Raw genomic sequence first — 17,032 nt, forward strand, 5'->3', positions numbered from 1 at the left:
TCAGCGGGACACAGAGACCTGATTGGTTTTGCCGAGCCGAGCAGGACCCGCTACTCCGCCAGGCCGCGCTCCTGCGCGATCAGGTCGCGGTACCAGTGCGCGGAGGACTTCAGGATCCGCTTCTGCGTCGGGTAGTCGACGTACACGATGCCGAAGCGCTTGCCGTATCCGTACGCCCACTCGAAGTTGTCATGCAGCGACCACTGGAAGTACCCGCGCAGGTCGACACCGTCCTCGATGGCGCGCGCGGCCGCGTCGATGTGGTCGGACACGTACGCGATCCGCTCCGGGTCGTGCACCTCGCCGGTCGGGCCGACGTAGTCGTCGTTCGCCATGCCGTTCTCGGTGATGAGCATCGGGATGCCGTCGTAGTCTCGGTGCACCCGCAGCAGCAGCTCGTGCAGCCCGTCCGCGTCGATCGGCCAGTCCATCACCGTGCGCGGCAGGTCCACCGGCGGGAAGCTCAGGTCGCCGCAGCCGGGGTGGTCGGTCACCTCTTCGACGTGTCCGCTGCCGTCCGGGGCCGCGACGGTCAGCGGCGTGTAGTAGTTGATGCCGAGGGCGTCGAGCCGGGCGTTGATCGTCGCCGGGTCGCCGTCGCGGACGAACGACCAGTCGGTGATCCCCGCGGTGTCCGCCAGCACGTCCGCCGGGTAGACGCCGCGCAGCATCGGGTCGAGGAACAGCCGGTTCGCGACTCCGTCGATGCGGCGCTTGGCCTCCTGGTCCGCGGGGCTGTCACTGGCCGCCCGGACCGCGCACAGGTTCAGCGTCACCGACAGCTGCGCGGCCGCGCCGACGGTCGCGCGCACCGCCTGGGCGCCGAGGCCGTGCGCGAGGTTGAGGTGATGCACCGCGGCCAGCGACGCGGCCTGGTCGATGCGGCCCGGGGCGTGCTTCCCGCTGCTGTAACCCAGATAGGCCGAGCACCACGGCTCGTTCAGCGTGGTCCAGAACTCGACCCGGTCGCCGAGCCGGCGCGCGACGTGCTCCGCGTACTCGGCGAAGCGCAGCGCGGTCTCCCGGTTGGTCCAGCCGCCCTGGTCCTCGAGCGCCTGCGGCAGGTCCCAGTGGTAGAGCGTGAGGAACGGCGTGATGCCGAAGGAGAGCAGCTCGTCGACGAGCCGCTCGTAGAAGTCCAGGCCGCGCGCGTTGACCGGGCCGCTGCCGGTGGGCTGCACCCGCGGCCAGGCGGTGGAGAAGCGGTAGGCGGTCAGGCCGAGGTCGGCCATGATCCGCACGTCCTCGCGGTAGCGGTGGTAGTGGTCGATGGCCACGTCGCCGGTGTCGCCGTTGCGTACCTTGCCCGGCGTGCGTGAGAAGGTGTCCCAGATCGACGGGCCGCGGCCGTCCTCGTCCCAGGCGCCCTCGATCTGGTAGGAGGACGAGGCCGCCCCCCAGTGGAAGCCGGCTGGGAAGCGGCGCGGCGGAGCGGCGGTCGCCGCGGCCCCCTGCGTCCCAACTCCGACCCGGGCGGCTCCCGCGGTGACTGTCATGGGGAATCCCCTCTTCCGGTGGCCCGACCGCAGCCGGGTACACCCCGCGCCGCACCCGACAGCCCCGCGTCGTCGCGCTCACCGAAAGCGCGCTGTCGTGGGCCGACCACTGACCGTATTATTCGCCGACCGAGCCCGGTGACGCGAGCGTGGCCGTGTACGGAGCGCCGACCTTGAGAGCGCTCTCACGGGATCAGGATCCCGGTACGGACCACCGCTGTCAAACGTGCCTCGCGAACGGGCGTGCGACCAGCGGCTCGAGATGAAACTCGCACCATCCCGCGACGCGCCCGCCGGACGATGATCGCGAGCGCCGCGCCGCATGGGGTCGAGCGGCGGTGGCGACAGCTTACGCTCCGTCAGATTTCAGCGCGCAGGGGTGCAACTTACGCTCCCTCAGGTCTCAGGTCTCAGGTCTCAGGTCTCAGGTCTCCGGGCGCTGATGATGGGGTCGTTCGTCGAGCCAGTGGCGTCGGCCGAGCGAGATGAGTCGCAGCTGCATACGTGCCGCTTCCACAATGGCCTGCTCGCTCGGCCGCGCATGGGTATCGGCGCGCGTCTCAACGTCGGCCGGCTCCACGCCAAGGCGCGGCTCGCCGGTCGTCGCCTCCAGGATCGCGGTCGCGGTCAGCATCGTGTGGTTGACGTAGAGCTCTGCCAAGATACGGATCTCGGTCGCCGACCAGCCGGCCGAATCCGGCTGCGCGGACAGGTCCTCGACCAGGTCGCGCACGAAGCCGTCCAGTTCGGCGGCGATGGCGGCGCGTACGGCCGCGACTCCGCCGTGCCGCTCGCGGGCGAGGAACCGGAAGTGCGCCGGCTGCTCGTGCACGTGCTCGGCGATCACGTCGACGGACCGGCCGATCACGTCGTCCACGTCGCCGCCCTGTGCGCGGATCTCCCGCACCATGGCGCGCAGGCTGCCGAAGGACTCCTCGACCAGCGCGACGCCGAGCGCCGCGATGTCGGGAAAGTGCCGATAGAACGCAGCCGGGGCGATGCCCGCCGCACGAGTGACCTCACGCAAGCCGAGGCTGCTGAGGCTCTGCTGCTCCAGCAGTTGAAGCGCGGAGTCGAGCAGTGCCTGGCGGGTCCGCTGCTTTCGCACTTGTCGGACGCCGGCGGCGACCTCGACTCCGCTGGCCTGGCCTGTCCCGGCCCCGGCCGTGGCGCCGGTCTCCAGCTCGGCTTCGTCCTCGACGCCGGCCTCGACCCCGACCCCGGCCTCGACCCCGACCTCAAACGCGGCCCCAAGCGTCCCGATCCTGATGTCGGCGGACGCCGGGCCTGGCTTTTCGCTCTGCGGACGGCTCATGTGGCCCAACTCACTCGGTTAACGACTGTTCTCCCACTCTCGACAGGGTATCCTGGATTTCAGTGAACAACTGTTACGGATTTAGGCGACGACGCCTAGCTATCGCTGCCACTGCTACCGGTCGCAACCCAGCTGCGGCCCGGAAGGCGGAACCATGATTCTCCTGATGGCGGGACTCACCGTGTTCGCCCTGATCATGGGCGCCCTGTCCCTCGTCTCTGGGCCCGTCGCGCTCGCGCTGACGGCGCTCATCGGCGGCTGGCTGCTGCTGTTCGCGGCCCGCACCGCCCTGTCCAACACCGGCCTCTTCCGCAAGGGGGTGCGTCGTGGCTGACCTCATCTCGAACCACACCGGCTCGTCGAACCGCACTGCCGCCCCGAACGGCCAGCTCCGCAACACGGCCCGCGACAACAGCGGCAAGTCCGTCGTCGCGTTCGTCAGCGGGCTCGTCGGCCTGCTGGTCGGCAATCTGGTGCTCGGCCCGCTCGCGATCGGCCTCGGCATCGCCGCGCTGCGCGGCGCCAACCCGCGCCGCGGCCGCGCCGTGCTGGCGATCGTGCTCGGCGTCGCGGACCTCGCCGTCTTCGCGTTCCTCACCCTGCACTCGGAAGCCGGGCACGGCGTGCTGTGGAAGTTCGGGTCCTGAGCTCGTTCTCCCTTGCGGGCCCGGCACCGATCCGTGAAAGATTCACGGTCGTGCTGGCCGTACTCCGCCCGCAGACCGCTTACCGTTGAGTCCCCGCGGCGCCCTTCGTACCTTCTCCCTGGCTGGTCAGACACGAGGTCCGGCCGGCCGTCGAGAAGGGAGGGCGCGCCGCCGTGTCCACGACCGAACGGGTTGCCCACATCACGGCGCGCCGCTGGAACGCGGTACGCGCGCCGCTCGCCGTGTTGCTCGTCGCCAGTGGCGTGACCATCGCCGTGTCACAGTCGCAATCGGCCTACGCCGCCGGAACCGTGACCATCAACGGGGCGACGACATATCAGAGCATTACCGGATTCGGCGCCTCCGAGGGCTTCGGCGAAGCGTCGACGGTCATGAGCGCCTCCGCCGCGGTTCAGCAGCAGGTGCTCAGCCTGCTCTACAGCCCGACCTCCGGGGCCGGGCTGACCATGCTGCGCAACGAGATCAGCGCCGACTCGGGCAGCACCATCGAGCCGACCTCGCCGGGCAGCCCCACCGCCGCTCCCTCGTACTCGTCGCTGGCCTCGATCAACCAGGACCAGGGCCAGCTGTGGTTCGCCCAGCAGATCAAGAGCCTCTACGGCGTCAACAACGTCTTCGCCGACGCCTGGAGCGCCCCCGCGTTCATGAAGACCAACAACTCCACCAGCAACGGCGGAGCGGTGTGCGGCCTGACCGGCGCCACGTGCAGCAGCGGCAACTGGGTGCAGGCGTACTCCAACTACCTGGTGCAGTACGCCCAGGACTACGCCGCCGCGGGCGTCCCGCTCACCTACATCGGCCCCGAGAACGAGGCCAACCTCTCGACGAGCTACGACAGCATGCAGCTGAGCCCGTCCCAGACCGCGCAGCTGCTCGACACGCTCGGCCCCGCCGTGGCGAATTCCGGCTTGTCCACGCAGGTGGAGTGCTGCGCGACCGAGGGCTGGGACTACGCCAGCCAGTACGCGTCCGCGATCGCGAGTGACACGACCGCCAACTCGTACACCAAGGTGCTGACCAGCCACGGCTACACCGCGGCGCCGACCTCGCCGCTGTCCGGCTGGAGCAAGCCGGCCTGGCAGACCGAGTGGTCCACGTTCGACGGCTTCAACTCGGCCTGGGACGACGGCAGCGACGCCTCCGGCTTCACCTGGGCGCAGCACATCCACCAGGGCCTGACCGGCGCGAACCTGAGCGCCTTCCTGTACTGGTGGGGCAGCACCACCCCGTCCGAGAACGGCGACAACGAGGGCCTGCTGGAGATCAACGGCTCCTCGGTCATCCCGACCGGACGGCTCTGGGCCTTCGCCAACTACAGCCGCTACATCCACCCCGGCGCGACCCGGATCGCCGCCACCACCGCGGACAGCGGCCTGAACCTCAGCGCGTACAAGAACACCGACGGCACCGTCGCAGTGGTCGTACTCAACACCGCGAACAGCGCCGACTCGGTCAGCTACGCGCTGCAGAACGCCGGCATCACCAGCGGAACCGTGACGCCCGTACTGACCAACGGCTCGAACAACGCTGCCGCGCAGACGGCGATCCCGCTCACCGGTGGATCGTTCAGCGCCAGCATTCCGGCACGTTCGCTGGTGACGTACGTGATCTCGGGCAGCGGCAGCTCCGGCAGCCCCTCGGCGAGCCCGAGCACGAGCCCGTCGTCCTCGCCGTCCGCGTCCCCGTCCTCCTCTCCCTCCTCCTCGCCGTCGTCTTCGCCCTCTGCCTCGCCGAGCGCGAGCACCGGCGGCGCGACGTGCAACGTCTCGTACGTCAAGTCCAGCGAATGGCCCGGCGGCTTCGTCGCCAACGTGACCATCAAGGACACCGGCACATCAGCCATCAACGGCTGGACACTCAAGTTCGCCTATCCCGGCGACCAGAAGGTGACCAACGCCTGGAGCGCGACGGTGACACAGAGCGGAACGGCGGTCACCGCCACGAACGTCTCCTATGACGGATCGATCAGTCCGGGCGGAACCGTCTCGGTCGGCTGGCAGGGCACCTGGACAAACAGCGACGCGACGCCGACGGCGTTCACGCTCAACGGAGCCGCCTGTTCGACGTCGTAACGCAACCGCCGCTCGCCTAGCCCTCTGACCGGCTAATCCCGTACTCATGCCGAACGCCACGCGCTACCGTGGCCGGATGACCAAGACCGACGCCGCACCCCGCGTGGCGTTCGGCATGAGAGCCCTGAGAGAACACCCGCTGCTGCGCGGCCGGATCGCGGTCGCGCTGCTCTTCCTCCTCTACGGCGTCATCCTCGGCTCCTGGACCGCGCGGATCCCGGCCGTCAAGCAGCGGCTCGGCGTCAGCGACGGCCAGCTGAGCCTGGCGCTGCTCGCCTTCGCCGCCGGGGCGATCGTCGGCATGCAGGCGGTGGGCCGGCTCGTGGACCGATACGGCAGCCGGCGCGTCATGCTTCCGGCCGCGCTCGCGGACGGCGCACTGCTGCTCGGCCCGGCGTTCGCGCCGGACCTGCCGCTGCTCGTGCTGGCTCTGTTCGGCTTCGGCGCGGTGCACGGCACGCTCAACGTCGCGATGAACGCGAACGCGGTCGAGGTACAACGCGCCTGGGGCCGGCCGATCATCTCCTCGTTTCACGCGGTGTACAGCATCGGCGGCTTCATCGGCTCCGCGCTGGGCGGCTTGTACGCGCGCGCCGGGCTCGGCCCGGCGGTAAGCTTCGCGACCGTCACGGGATTGGTCGTGCTCGGTGTCGGCTGGTCATCGCGATGGGCTCTATCGCAGCAGGCGATGACAGCCCTCACCGAGGCCGAACCCGTTGCGCCACAGTCATCGCAGCCTGCTGACTCAGCTCCGTCTTCCGTCCGCACCGCCTCTTCTCCAGCGCCTTCTTCATCTCCGCCTCCGCGCACCCGGCTGCGGACTTTCATCGCTCCATCCAGCGCGGTCCTCTTCCTGGGTGCGCTCGCGTTCTGCTGCCTGGTCGGAGAGGGTGCGGCGGCGGACTGGAGCGCGGTCTACCTGCGCGACAACCTGCACACCAGCGCCGGATTCGCCGCCACCGCCTACGCCGCGTTCGCGATCGCGATGACGGCAGGCCGGCTTGTGGGGGACCGGCTCACCGCGGCACTCGGACCGGTGCGACTGGTCCGCGGCTGCGGCGTCCTCGCCTCGGTCGGCCTCGCCGCCGGACTGCTCGTCAACGCGCCGATCGCCGGGGTCGTCGGCTTCGCGTGCCTGGGCGCGGGCCTGTCCTGCATCGTTCCGCAGGTGTTCTCCACGGCGGGCAGCCGCGATCCGGCCCGCGCGGGCGAGGCGATCGCGCGTGTTGCCAGCCTCGGCTTCATCGGCTTCGTCGTCGGGCCGATCGTCATCGGCGGCGTCGCGGAACTCGTCGGACTGCCGACGGCGCTCGCTATCCCCGTCGTGCTGGTGATGGCGGTCGCGCTGGCGGCCCCGGCGCTGCGCCCAGCCGCTGCAGGCACCGTTACCCTGGACCGATGATCAGAACCGCCACTTCGGACGACGTACCGGCAATCCTCACCATGATCCGCGAGCTCGCCGAATACGAGCGTGCGCCCCACGAGGTGACCGCTACCGAGGCGCACCTGCGTACCGCGCTGTTCGGTGAGAATCCCGCCGTGTACGCGCTCATCGCCGAGAACGACGACACCGGTGAGGCGGTCGGCTTCGCGATGTGGTTCCTGAACTTCTCCACCTGGCTCGGCCGTCACGGCGTCTACCTGGAAGACCTATACGTCAAGCCGCACGCCCGCGGTGAAGGGCACGGCCGTGCGCTGCTCACCCGGCTGGCACAGATCGCGGTCGAGCGCGGCTGCGGCCGGGTCGAGTGGGCGGTGCTGGACTGGAACGGTCCGTCGATCGGCTTCTACAAGTCGCTCGGCGCGGTGCCGATGGACGAGTGGACGATCTTCCGGCTCACCGGCGACTCTCTCGCCCGCCTGGCCGCGTCCTAAGCCCAGGGGCGGGGTCAGCCCCAGCGGCCGGTCTCAGCCGTACTCTCGGCAGCCGCCCGGACTGGGGAAGCAGTTTGCTTCCGCCCGCTGACCAGCTGCTTCCTTCCTCCGCGAGCGATTTGTCAGTACCTCGCGGCACGATGGGGACATGCTCTTCGCCGAGGTCGTCCAAGTCTCCGCCACCGTCGCGGCGACTCGGTCGCGCCTGGCCAAGGTCGACGCGCTGGCCGGCATCCTGCGCGCCGCCGCCTCGAGCACACAGGCTCCGGCCGCGGTTCGCGTCGTCGCGGCGTTCCTCGTCGGCGTGCCGCTGCAGGGGCGCTTCGGCACCGGATGGCGCACCCTGGCCCAGCTCGACGCGGCACCTGCCGCCGAGCCCACGCTGACCGTCGGCGAGGTGGACACCGCCCTGGAAAGCCTCGCGGGCACCTCGGGGACCGGCTCGCGCGGGCGTCGCGGCGAGCTGCTCGGCGCGCTGCTGCGGGCCGCCACCGCCGACGAGCAGAACTTCCTGCTTCGGTTGCTCACCGGTGAGCTGCGGCAGGGCGCGCTCGAGGGCGTCATGCTCGACGCGGTCGCCAAGGCCGCGGATGTGCCCGGAGAGCACGTCCGCCGGGCCTTCATGCTCTCCGGCTCGCTGTCCGACACCGCCGCGGCCGCGCTGCACGGCGGCCCGGACGCGCTCGCCGCCTTCGCCCTGCAGATCGGCCGGCCGATACGCCCGATGCTCGCTTCTCCGGCCGAGTCGCTGCCTGACGCGCTCACCGAACTCGGCGAGGTCAGCGTCGAGTACAAGCTGGACGGCGCGCGAATACAGGTGCACCGCCGCGGTCAGCAGGTCAACATCTTCACCAGAACGCTGCGAGAGATCACCACGAGCGTGCCAGAGCTCGTCGAACTGGTCCGCGCGCTGCCCTGCGAGACGCTGGTGCTCGACGGCGAGACCCTGGCGCTGACCGATGAGGGCCGGCCGCGGCCGTTCCAGGAGACGATGAGCCGCTTCGGCGCCACCTCCGAGCGCGATCTGCTGCTGCACCCGTACTTCTTCGACTGCCTGCATCTCGACGGCGTCGACCTGCTCGACGCGCCGCTGACCGAACGTCAGGCCGCCCTGCAGCGCGTCGCCGGGCCGTACATCATCCCCGGCGTGTACCGGCCGAGTCCGGACGAGGCGCAGGATCTGCTCGCGGCGGCGCTCGCCGCGGGGCACGAAGGCGTCATGGTCAAGGCGCTGGACGCGCCCTACGCGGCCGGCCGCCGCGGCCGCTCCTGGCAGAAGGTCAAGCCGGTGCACACCCTCGACCTGGTGGTCCTCGCCGCGGAATGGGGCCACGGCCGCCGCACCGGATACCTGTCCAACCTGCACCTCGGCGCCCGCGACCCGGACGGCGGACCGCCGATCATGGTCGGCAAGACCTTCAAAGGCCTCACCGACGAGCTGCTGGCCTGGCAGACCGAGCAGTTCCCCAAGATCGAGCAGCGCCGCACCGACTGGACCGTGTATCTGCGGCCCGAACTGGTCGTCGAGATCGAGCTCGACGGCGTCCAGGTCAGCCCGCGCTATCCCGGCGGGGTCGCGCTGCGCTTCGCCCGCGTGCTGCGATACCGCCCGGACAAGGAAGCGGCGGACGCCGACACGATCACCTCCGTGCGGGCCCTGCTCCCGGCGCGCGAGCCGGGTGATTCGGCGCCGGATTCGGGCGCAGCGGCCGGTGAGGCGGCGGATGCCGGCGACGCTCCAGGACCGGACTCAGCGGGCTGAACCACCATACGCCGGAGACCAGAGAAAACCCTGGTACCGATTTTGCCTGAGCTAAACGATGCAGCTCTTCCCCCCACCCGGCGAAGCTGACACACTAGCTCATGATCAGACACCCCACCCCGTCTGATCCATCACCCGGCGTGTGGACTCGTTCCCGCCGGAAGGGTCCCCGGCATCGCATCCCCCCCGTGATGCCGGGGACCGCCCCGTTTCCGGGGCCGAATCCACCGCTCAACGAGGTCCGCCCGAACGGGGCGTGCGGTCCAGGCACGCCCCGTCCTCGCGTTGAGCGGGTAGTCAGCGCGCGGTGCCCGACGCCTCTTGGAGCGCGGCCGCGATGACCGCGGTGCCGGTCATGTCGAGGGCCGGTTCGTCCGTCTGCCAGCTTCTGACGTCGTCGACGAATCGGCTGCCGTGACCAGTGAATGCGGCGAACGGGTCACTGTTCTGGTTCGCCGGGCAGGCGGTCATCCCGCTCTGCAGATCTCCCAGGCCGCCGGTGAACTGATCGGCTCCGTTCGGCCCGTTCACGACGGCGCCGACCGCGAGCGGGCTCTTGCCGTCGGTGCTGCCGCTGAGGTTCGCCACCTGGTGTTGCATGCAGCGCGGGTAGAGATCGCCCTCGCCGACCATGAAGCCGGTGCCCCACGCGTTCGCGCCGAAGAGCCAGTCGCGCTGCTCGGTGGCGAAGCCCGCGAAGCTGCGGTCGCCGCTGGCCTGCCGGTAGAGCGCCTCGGTGGCCAGCAGGCCGAAGGTGTGCGAGTCGACGTCGAAGTCCGAGTAGACCCCGCCAGCATGGAAGACGTCTGACGATGCCCGGGACGCTGCGGTCCGCAGCTGCCGCTTGAGGTCTGCGACCAGCGCGCTTCTGCCGACTGCGAGCCCTGATCCGCTCGGGTCGCCCGCGGCCGCCATGGCCTTGATCAGGTCGGCGTGCGCGAGTGCGCTGGTGTCGTAGAGGTTGAACGTGTCGCCGGTGTCCGCGCTGATGTAGTCCTTGGCCCACGTCGCCGCGTCGGCGAGGTACGGCTTGGCGTTCGCGTCGTGGCCGAGTGCGTGGGCTGCGAGCGCGATCTCGGCGGCACCGAACTCCATGTCGTCGTGCCAGGTGCTCTCGGGGTAGTACGCGTTCGGCAGCGCGGTCACCAGCGGATTCGGCGGGCTGGCGGTGTTCGCCTGCGCGTAGAGCGAGGTAGCGGCCTGATACTCGGCGGCCGCGCGGGACGGGTCTCGGGCCGCGTCGACCTGCGCCGCCAGTGCGAACGCGGCTGACCCGCGGCCGGCCAGGTTCGGGCTGATCTTCGCGCCCGGGGCGGCGGCGGCGAAGGTCGGGCGGTGCGCGGCGGAGTACCGGTCCGCGGAGGCGGTGTCGCCGTCGTCGGCCTGCGGGAGCCGCCACAGGTCGTGGTCGCCGGTGAAGGTGCCGGCCGAGTTGCCGGAGCCGATGCCGACCTGGAGGTAGAGCGTCATCGTGGCCTGATCCCACATCTTGTTCAGCCAGGCCTCGCCGTAGTGCGCCTCGGTGTCGAGGGTCGCCGGCGCGGACGCGCCGAGTGCGCGCTCCGAGGCGAACAGGACGGCGTCGCCGTAGGCGGCGGTGTGCGTGAACTTCAGGAAGTCGCCCGCGTCGAACCAGCCTCCTGACACGTCGTGGCTGCCGCCGGCCTTGGTCAGATCGCTGTCGGTGATGGTGTCAGAGCCGCCGGAGGCGAAATGCGGCCACTTGTACACGGCCGCGTTCCGGTCGTTGAGGTGCGAGGGCTGACGGTGCAGCGCCCCGCTGATCACGTCCGAGCCGTCGCGCTGCACCTGGTAGAAGTTCACCCCGTCCGCCACCAGCTTGCGGTACATCGATGACGCCGTGGTGATGGTGAAGGCCGGGGAGCTGGCGCTCGTCGCTCCGCTCACGACCAGGTGGTAGCGGCCCGGTTTGGTGAGCGTGGTGAACGTGATCGGATACACGTCGGGGTACGCGCTGTTCCACTTGCCTCGGCTGGTTGATCCGACGCTGCCGCTCAGGACGCTCCTGCCGGCGGAGTCGACCACGGAGAATCTGACCCCTGATACGGCCGCGCCGGTCATCAGGTAGCCGACCTTCGCGTCGGTGGGCAGGTAGCCGATCTGGTCGATGCGGATCTGGCTCGCCGCGGCAGCGTGCGCGCTGACCTGGCCGACGAGGCTCAGTGAGGCGGCGACGGCCGCGGTGGTGGCCACCGCGGCGAGGCGCGTCGAGCGCGAAGGGGTGCGGGAGCGGGGGCGTGGATTGCGCAGCGGCTTGCGACGGGTCGGCACGGCGTCTCCCTTGACTGGTAAATCTCCTTTACTAGAGGCGCACCGTAGCGCCGTGCGGACCACCGGTCAACGCACCGGCGTGGAAGGAAAGGAATTGAACAGCGTGATGAGGCAGATCGTGTAGAGGAAGCGGGCGCGCGGGGGAGGGATAGGGATGAGGCCGCGGCCGCCGGGTATCCCGAAGCGGCGAACTGGGAGGTCGGACATGCGCGAACTGGAGCCGCTGCGTTCGCGCGTGGACGGCGTGCTGGCGGATTTCCTCGATGCGCGGCTTGGGGAAGTGCCGCTGGATGAAGTGGGGACACGAGGTGCGGGAGGGCGGGCGTGCGGGGGCGAGGACGGGCACCGGCAGCGCGCGGACGAGGAGTTCGTTTCGGGCATCGCCGACCTGATCACGCGCGGCGGCAAGCGACTGCGCGCGGCCCTCTGCGTGCTCGGCTGGGCCGGAACCGGCCTGGCGGTTGACGACGCGATCGTGCGCGGCGGTGCGTCGCTGGAACTGCTGCATGCCTGTGCCTTGATACACGACGACGTCATGGATGGCTCCGAGACGCGCCGCGGCGGTGCCACGGTGCACCGGGCCTTCGCCGCTCGGCATGCCGGGGCCGGCTGGCGCGGCGAGGCCGGGCAGTTCGGCGTCGGCGCGGCGATCGCGGCCGGCGACCTCTGCCTGGTCTGGGCCGACCGGCTGCTGCGGGAGAGCGGGCTGCCGGCCGCTGCTGTGGAGCGCGGCCGGCCCGTGTACGACGCGATGCGCGCCGAGACGATCCGCGGCCAGTACCTTGATCTGGTCGCGCAGGCGAGCGGCTGGTTCGAGCTCGACGACGCACTGACCGTGGCGCGCGCCAAGACCGCCGCGTGCACGACCACCGGTCCGCTGCGGTTCGGCGGCACGCTGGCCGGCGCGGGCGAGGACTTGCTGGCGGCGTATGAGGCCTACGGCTTGGCCTTGGGCCTGGCGTTCCAGCTGCGCGACGACCTGCTCGGCGCCTTTGCCGACCCCGCCGACACCGGAAAGCCGTCCGGCGATGACCTGCGGGACGGAAAGTGCACCGTGCTGCTCGCGGAGGCGTATCAGCGATTGGATTCAGCCGGTCGGCGACGACTGCGACGGCTCATCGGAAGCGGATCGCGGTCGGCGGTCGACGAGATCCGGGTACTGATGGAGGAGGCGGGAGCGCGGCAGGCAGTGGAGGAACGGATCAAAGGGCTGGGAAAGCAGGCGGTCGAGGCGCTCAGCTCCGGCGTGCAAGTGGACGCGGGGGTTCGGGAGTCGTTGGTGGGACTCGTGGCGGTCGTCACGGAGGGATGAGGGGCGAGCAGACGGTGCTACCAGTGCGGGACTCGGGAAAGCAGAACAGCGGCGGCGATGGCGGGCACCGCGTAAGACAGCAGCTTGAGAGCACCGTCGAGCGGGTTGAGCAGCGCCGCCTTGTCGAGCGGCATCGTGGAGCCATCGGCGAGTTCGACGACGCCGGTCACATTCACCGCTCGCCGGCGCAACATGCGCGCGGGCGTGCTTAGGCGCCGTTGCGCCGCAGATAGAGCCGTCGCGGCGATGACGGCGACGACAGCGCCGAGAGTGCGCGGCGAATTGAACGCTGGCGCCTGCGCGACGTAACCGACCGCCGCGGGGAACGCCCCCCAAGCGAGGGCGAATCCGAGGTCTGTGTGCAGCGCGCCGCCGAAGAGTTCGAGGTTGTATCCGAGTACGAGCACGACTCCGACCACCACGAACGGGATCAGCACCAGCCCGGTGTGCGGCAGCACCGCGATCCCGAGCGCCGCTGCGGCCGCGAGCGACACGATCGCCGCCGACCACAGGGCTCTGTCGCTGATGCCGGTACGCAGCGGCCGGCCGTTCCACTCGTCGAGCGCGTGCGCCGCGATACCCACCGCGAGCGCGAACGCGAGCACCGTCGCGCCGAGGATCAGCCAGTCGAGGTGCGGCGCGAGTGCGGCGCCGATCGCGGCATAGGAAAGGTGCCACAGCGTGTACGGCGGGTGCAGCACCGTCCACCAGTCCCAGCGCGCGCCACCGCGCCGCGCGTAGAAGGCGGGGGAGAGCGAATCGGCTTCGGCCATGTCAGGCGCCGTTCGACTCTGGCTCTGCGCCGAGGGTGGCCGCGGCCTCGGGCGCCGTGGTGGCATCCGGGGCGTCCTTAGCGCTGCGTGCCTTCCTGCCCCACATGACCACTCCACCGCCGAGACTCATCGTGCGCACCCCGACGTCTTCGATGCCTGCTTCACGCCAGTGCGCGACGGTCTCCTCGACCGGATGACGCTGGTAGTGCTCGGTGATCGAGGGGCCGAGGAACCGGCCGACCTGCGCCCACTCGCGCCCGCCGGTGGCGAATCCGGCCGCCGGGAGCACCGCGCGCGTGTATCCGCGCCAGGCGGTGTGCCAGACCGGCCTGCTCGGAACGGCGAACTCGAGGCTCGCGATCGCTCCGCCGGGGCGCACGACCCGGGCCAGCTCGCGCAGCGTCGCGGCCGGGTCGGTCACGTAACGCAGCAGGTAGGTGAAGGTCAGCGCGTCGAAGGAGGCGTCCGGGAACGGCAGCTGCTCCGCCCGCCCGACCACGAGCCGGATCTGCCCCTCGGCGTTGTGGCGCGCGACGCGGTCCCGGCCGACGCGCAACATCTCCTCGGTCAGGTCGACGCCGATCACGTCCGCCGGCGTCCGGCGGCTCCAGGCCAGGGCGACCCCGGCGGTTCCGGTCGCGACGTCGAGCACCCGGTGCGCGTCGGGGCTCAGCCGCAGCGCGGCGTCGACCATCGCGTGCCGCCAGCGCCGGTTCTGGCCGAACGAGAGCACCTCGGCGAGCAGGTCGTACTTCTCCGGCAGGCCGTCGAACAATCCGCGCGTGAACGCGTTGGCCTGCGCGTCTGTGTCCCAATGTGTACGCATTGCGCCTCCTCGGAGGGAGACATACCCCGTGCGGCCCGGGTCACCTGAGGCACGGCTCACTTGGGACGCGACTCACGTGGGGATGCGACTCACTTGCGGGACGCGAAGCGGCGCGCGGCGGCGACTCCGGGGATGACCACGATGGCCAGCACCTTGAGCGGCAACGAGAGCCCGCGCGAGGGGACGAACTGCACGGTCGCCGGCGCAAGCGGCTGAACCGGCGTGGGCACCGGGCTGCGCGGCGGACTTGGGGTCGGCGAGGCCGGGGGAGAAGGAGGGGGCGAGGCGGCCGGCAGTCTCGGCGCGGCGGCGACGCGCGGACTTGGTGGCGGTGCCGGAGATGCGGGCGGGCTCGGGGCCCTGATGCCGTTGTACGCGGCATCGGTGGTGGCTTGGATCGGATACCGGCGTGTCGGCTGCTGCCCTTGCGACGTGATCGCCCGATCCCACAGCCATGTCCCTGCGACGACCAGGCTGTCATCGTGGCGGCCGGCCGTGGTCCTCAGCGAACCGGAGCATACGGCTGATGCGCCGGGATCGAGCGATCCGACGGAAAGCCCTGCGGAGCAGGCGAGACCGGACAGCGAGGGCGGTGGCACCAAGCGCAGTCCGGTCACCTCGGCCGATCCGGAGTTCACGATCCGCACCGTCGCGCCGACCGCGGTGTCAGCGGGCAGACCACCGCCGGGCGGCACGCCGTTCGCGAAGGCGAGGCTCGCGGAGAGGCCAGGGGCGATGGCCGTATAACCCGTGTCGGCTGCGGCGAATGGTGTGCGGTTGAAGACGGGAGAGACCGCGCTGGCGGTGACACGGCCGTCGTGCTCGCCGACCGCGGCCTTGAAGGTCGCGAAGCAGGTCAGCCGGCTCAGCGGGCCGAGATCCGCGCCGTCACTGTCGTCCGAGTCGTCGTCACCGTCGTGCGTGCAACGGATCGCGGCCGACGAGACGTCAGGGTCGTGCACTGATACGCCGGTCAGTGGCAGCAGGCCGTCGTTGCGCACAACGTACACACGGCGAACCGTGTCACCGGCAAGCGCGTGGAACGCCGTCGCCTCGGTGCCGGGCAGAGTGTCAGTGAACGTAGAAAGACGCAAGGCGTCGAGGTCGAGACCAAGACGCGCGTCGGCAACCTGATACTGGCCGGGTGACGCCGCGAAGGCCGATGGCCCCGTGATGAGGACGAACCCGGTCGCCAGCAGCGCGCCGAAGCGGGAGAGAAGCATCAGTAGCCTGCTACGCGTTCGCCGCCAGCACGTCTCGCAACGGCTGCGGGCTGGCGTGGATGAGCCCGTGGAAGGGCGACTGGAGCTCCACGACGAACCAGAACGCCAGGCACACCAGCGCCGTCGTGACCACGAACCCGGCGAACGCGAGCGCGTCGGCGCGCAGGCCGAGCGCGAGCGGGGTGGCGATCGTGATCAGGCTGAGCACGGCGAGCGCGATCAACAGCACGTCGGGGACGCCGGAGCCGGACTTCGCCAGCCGGTCGTCGCGCGCGTCGGCCACCGTGTTGATCTCCGCGATGGCCTGGTCCTCGACCGTTCCGGCCGTCGCGCCGGACGCCACCGGATGCGTCACGGCCGCCCGGGCCTCGGCCAGAATGCGCGCGGCCGGCGCCTTCTCGTCCGCGCCGTTGTCCGTGCCCGGCTTCGGCGGCCACTCGCTGTTCAGCACGGCGGCAGCGTATTCGTGGGCTGCCTTGAGCAGCGGTTCCCCCTCACTCGCCGGCAAGCGCTGCGCCGTCTGCGCCAAGGCCTGCAGCCCGGAGGCCTCCGTGCGCACGTCCCCGCTGACGTCCGAGACGTTCTGCCACAGCAACACGACGATCAGCGACAACAGCACCATGTACAGCGTGCCGATGAACATGTTGATGTACTCCACGGCCGAGGCGTCTTCGCGCTCGGCCCTCATCTCCTTGCGGCGCCGGTCCAGCATTACCAGCACGGCCACCGCTAGCACGACAAGAGCGATCAGAATCGCGAGCCCCATGTGGCCCGGCCCTCCCCTTGACTGACGGATCGCGGTCACGCCACGTCATGGCGTCCGCACGGTCAGCATTCCCCGGGGGTGACCGAACCAGGGTCGCTCGTTCGGGTGATGGGGGAGTGCGAGGCCTTACTCGTGCGCTCGATACTCGGGCGTAGTGTTCGATCCGCTTCGCGGATGGAGCCGTACGGCCAGGTAGGCGCACAGCGCGGCCATCGGCAGTTCCGCGCCGGCCGCCATCGCGATCGCGACCGCCCGGTCGGCGCCCGGCGCCGAGGTGAGCACGTCGAACCACGCGTCCACGGCGAGCAGCGTCGCGGTCGCCGCGGCGGTCAGCCCGGCCCGTGAGTCCTGGCGGCGCAGCAGCAGCCCGGTCGAGGCGAGGCCCAGCGCCTCGAGGCTGTCGAGGCCGACCCACACCGTGTTCCAGTGCACCGCGGTGGTCTGCGCGGGCAGCTCGGCGGCCAGCACGAACAGCCACGGGATCATCGCCGCGCCGGCCCCGGTGAGCGCCCAGCCCAGGCGGCGCTGCCACGGTCTGGCTCCGGCGCGGGGGCGGCGGTACGCAAAGTCGTGGCTGCCCGCGCGACCGGAGAACCCGCCCTCGGCGAGTTCGAAGAATGAGACTGACATGGCGCCGGGTTTCCTTTCCCCG

15 protein-coding genes are annotated in these 17,032 nt (G+C 70.6%); 7 read left to right on the top strand and 8 right to left on the bottom strand.

Annotated features, from left to right (window positions below; translation table 11 throughout):
- Window positions 1-50 precede the first annotated feature (50 nt).
- Together VFB40_RS04350 and VFB40_RS04355 are read right to left on the bottom strand one after the other, a co-directional pair.
- Window positions 51-1,496: a GH1 family beta-glucosidase gene (locus tag VFB40_RS04350; protein WP_324847964.1), complete on the bottom strand. Its 1,446-nt coding sequence runs from the start codon at window positions 1,494-1,496 to the stop codon at window positions 51-53.
- Window positions 1,497-1,920: 424 nt separating this feature from the next.
- Complete coding sequence (locus VFB40_RS04355; RefSeq protein ID WP_349261344.1) at window positions 1,921-2,604, bottom strand: TetR family transcriptional regulator; 684 nt, start codon at window positions 2,602-2,604, stop codon at window positions 1,921-1,923.
- A 373-nt stretch (window positions 2,605-2,977) separates the two neighbouring features.
- Here VFB40_RS04355 and VFB40_RS04360 point away from each other — a divergent pair, with 373 nt between their 5' ends.
- The 6 genes from VFB40_RS04360 to VFB40_RS04385 all read left to right on the top strand — a co-directional run bounded on the left by VFB40_RS04360 (window position 2,978) and on the right by VFB40_RS04385 (window position 9,188).
- Window positions 2,978-3,145 (top strand): hypothetical protein, encoded by a 168-nt coding sequence (locus VFB40_RS04360; protein ID WP_324847966.1) that lies wholly within the window; start codon window positions 2,978-2,980, stop codon window positions 3,143-3,145.
- Window positions 3,138-3,458, top strand: a complete 321-nt coding sequence (locus tag VFB40_RS04365) for a hypothetical protein (RefSeq protein ID WP_324847967.1) — start codon at window positions 3,138-3,140, stop codon at window positions 3,456-3,458. The genes VFB40_RS04360 and VFB40_RS04365 overlap by 8 nt, the downstream gene beginning before the upstream one ends.
- A gap of 173 nt (window positions 3,459-3,631) precedes the next feature.
- Window positions 3,632-5,551 (top strand): cellulose binding domain-containing protein, encoded by a 1,920-nt coding sequence (locus VFB40_RS04370; RefSeq protein ID WP_324847968.1) that lies wholly within the window; start codon window positions 3,632-3,634, stop codon window positions 5,549-5,551.
- Between the two features lie 76 nt (window positions 5,552-5,627).
- Entirely contained in the window at window positions 5,628-6,953 is a 1,326-nt protein-coding gene (locus tag VFB40_RS04375) for an MFS transporter (protein ID WP_324847969.1), read from the top strand.
- Complete coding sequence (locus VFB40_RS04380) at window positions 6,950-7,426, top strand: GNAT family N-acetyltransferase (RefSeq protein ID WP_324847970.1); 477 nt, start codon at window positions 6,950-6,952, stop codon at window positions 7,424-7,426. The genes VFB40_RS04375 and VFB40_RS04380 overlap by 4 nt, the downstream gene beginning before the upstream one ends.
- 148 nt (window positions 7,427-7,574) lie before the next feature.
- A complete protein-coding gene (locus VFB40_RS04385; RefSeq protein WP_324847971.1) occupies window positions 7,575-9,188 on the top strand; it encodes an ATP-dependent DNA ligase in 1,614 nt (537 codons plus the stop codon).
- Between the two features lie 297 nt (window positions 9,189-9,485).
- Here VFB40_RS04385 and VFB40_RS04390 read toward each other — a convergent pair whose 3' ends face one another.
- A complete protein-coding gene (locus tag VFB40_RS04390) occupies window positions 9,486-11,480 on the bottom strand; it encodes a glycoside hydrolase family 9 protein (RefSeq protein ID WP_324847972.1) in 1,995 nt (664 codons plus the stop codon).
- A 205-nt stretch (window positions 11,481-11,685) separates the two neighbouring features.
- Between VFB40_RS04390 and VFB40_RS04395 the strand changes: the two genes are divergently transcribed.
- A complete protein-coding gene (locus tag VFB40_RS04395; RefSeq protein WP_324847973.1) occupies window positions 11,686-12,792 on the top strand; it encodes a polyprenyl synthetase family protein in 1,107 nt (368 codons plus the stop codon).
- Window positions 12,793-12,809: 17 nt separating this feature from the next.
- On the opposite strand, the gene VFB40_RS04400 is transcribed toward VFB40_RS04395, so the two are convergent.
- The 5 genes from VFB40_RS04400 to VFB40_RS04420 all read right to left on the bottom strand — a co-directional run bounded on the left by VFB40_RS04400 (window position 12,810) and on the right by VFB40_RS04420 (window position 17,010).
- Entirely contained in the window at window positions 12,810-13,565 is a 756-nt protein-coding gene (locus VFB40_RS04400) for a hypothetical protein (RefSeq protein ID WP_324847974.1), read from the bottom strand.
- Window position 13,566: 1 nt separating this feature from the next.
- Window positions 13,567-14,391, bottom strand: coding sequence for a class I SAM-dependent methyltransferase (locus VFB40_RS04405; protein ID WP_324847975.1), 825 nt, complete (start codon window positions 14,389-14,391; stop codon window positions 13,567-13,569).
- Between the two features lie 89 nt (window positions 14,392-14,480).
- Window positions 14,481-15,614, bottom strand: coding sequence for a hypothetical protein (locus VFB40_RS04410; RefSeq protein WP_324847976.1), 1,134 nt, complete (start codon window positions 15,612-15,614; stop codon window positions 14,481-14,483).
- Between the two features lie 10 nt (window positions 15,615-15,624).
- Entirely contained in the window at window positions 15,625-16,380 is a 756-nt protein-coding gene (locus VFB40_RS04415; protein ID WP_324847977.1) for a bestrophin-like domain, read from the bottom strand.
- Window positions 16,381-16,506: 126 nt separating this feature from the next.
- Window positions 16,507-17,010 (bottom strand): hypothetical protein, encoded by a 504-nt coding sequence (locus tag VFB40_RS04420; protein WP_324847978.1) that lies wholly within the window; start codon window positions 17,008-17,010, stop codon window positions 16,507-16,509.
- Window positions 17,011-17,032: the final 22 nt, after the last annotated feature.

It is taken from the genome of Actinocrinis sp. (assembly GCF_035650855.1).
Taxonomy (GTDB): Bacteria; Actinomycetota; Actinomycetes; order Streptomycetales; family Catenulisporaceae; genus Actinocrinis.

Excerpts from the sequence above, each read along its gene's own strand:
- VFB40_RS04350 (WP_324847964.1), bottom strand. The coding sequence starts at position 1,496 with ATGACAGTCACCGCGGGAGCCGCCCGGGTCGGAGTTGGGACGCAGGGG.
- VFB40_RS04360 (WP_324847966.1), top strand. The coding sequence starts at position 2,978 with ATGGCGGGACTCACCGTGTTCGCCCTGATCATGGGCGCCCTGTCCCTC.
- VFB40_RS04375 (WP_324847969.1), top strand. The coding sequence starts at position 5,628 with ATGACCAAGACCGACGCCGCACCCCGCGTGGCGTTCGGCATGAGAGCC.
- VFB40_RS04380 (WP_324847970.1), top strand. The coding sequence starts at position 6,950 with ATGATCAGAACCGCCACTTCGGACGACGTACCGGCAATCCTCACCATG.
- VFB40_RS04385 (WP_324847971.1), top strand. The coding sequence starts at position 7,575 with ATGCTCTTCGCCGAGGTCGTCCAAGTCTCCGCCACCGTCGCGGCGACT.
- VFB40_RS04395 (WP_324847973.1), top strand. The coding sequence starts at position 11,686 with ATGCGCGAACTGGAGCCGCTGCGTTCGCGCGTGGACGGCGTGCTGGCG.
- VFB40_RS04400 (WP_324847974.1), bottom strand. The coding sequence starts at position 13,565 with ATGGCCGAAGCCGATTCGCTCTCCCCCGCCTTCTACGCGCGGCGCGGT.
- VFB40_RS04405 (WP_324847975.1), bottom strand. The coding sequence starts at position 14,391 with ATGCGTACACATTGGGACACAGACGCGCAGGCCAACGCGTTCACGCGC.
- VFB40_RS04410 (WP_324847976.1), bottom strand. The coding sequence starts at position 15,614 with ATGCTTCTCTCCCGCTTCGGCGCGCTGCTGGCGACCGGGTTCGTCCTC.
- VFB40_RS04415 (WP_324847977.1), bottom strand. The coding sequence starts at position 16,380 with ATGGGGCTCGCGATTCTGATCGCTCTTGTCGTGCTAGCGGTGGCCGTG.
- VFB40_RS04420 (WP_324847978.1), bottom strand. The coding sequence starts at position 17,010 with ATGTCAGTCTCATTCTTCGAACTCGCCGAGGGCGGGTTCTCCGGTCGC.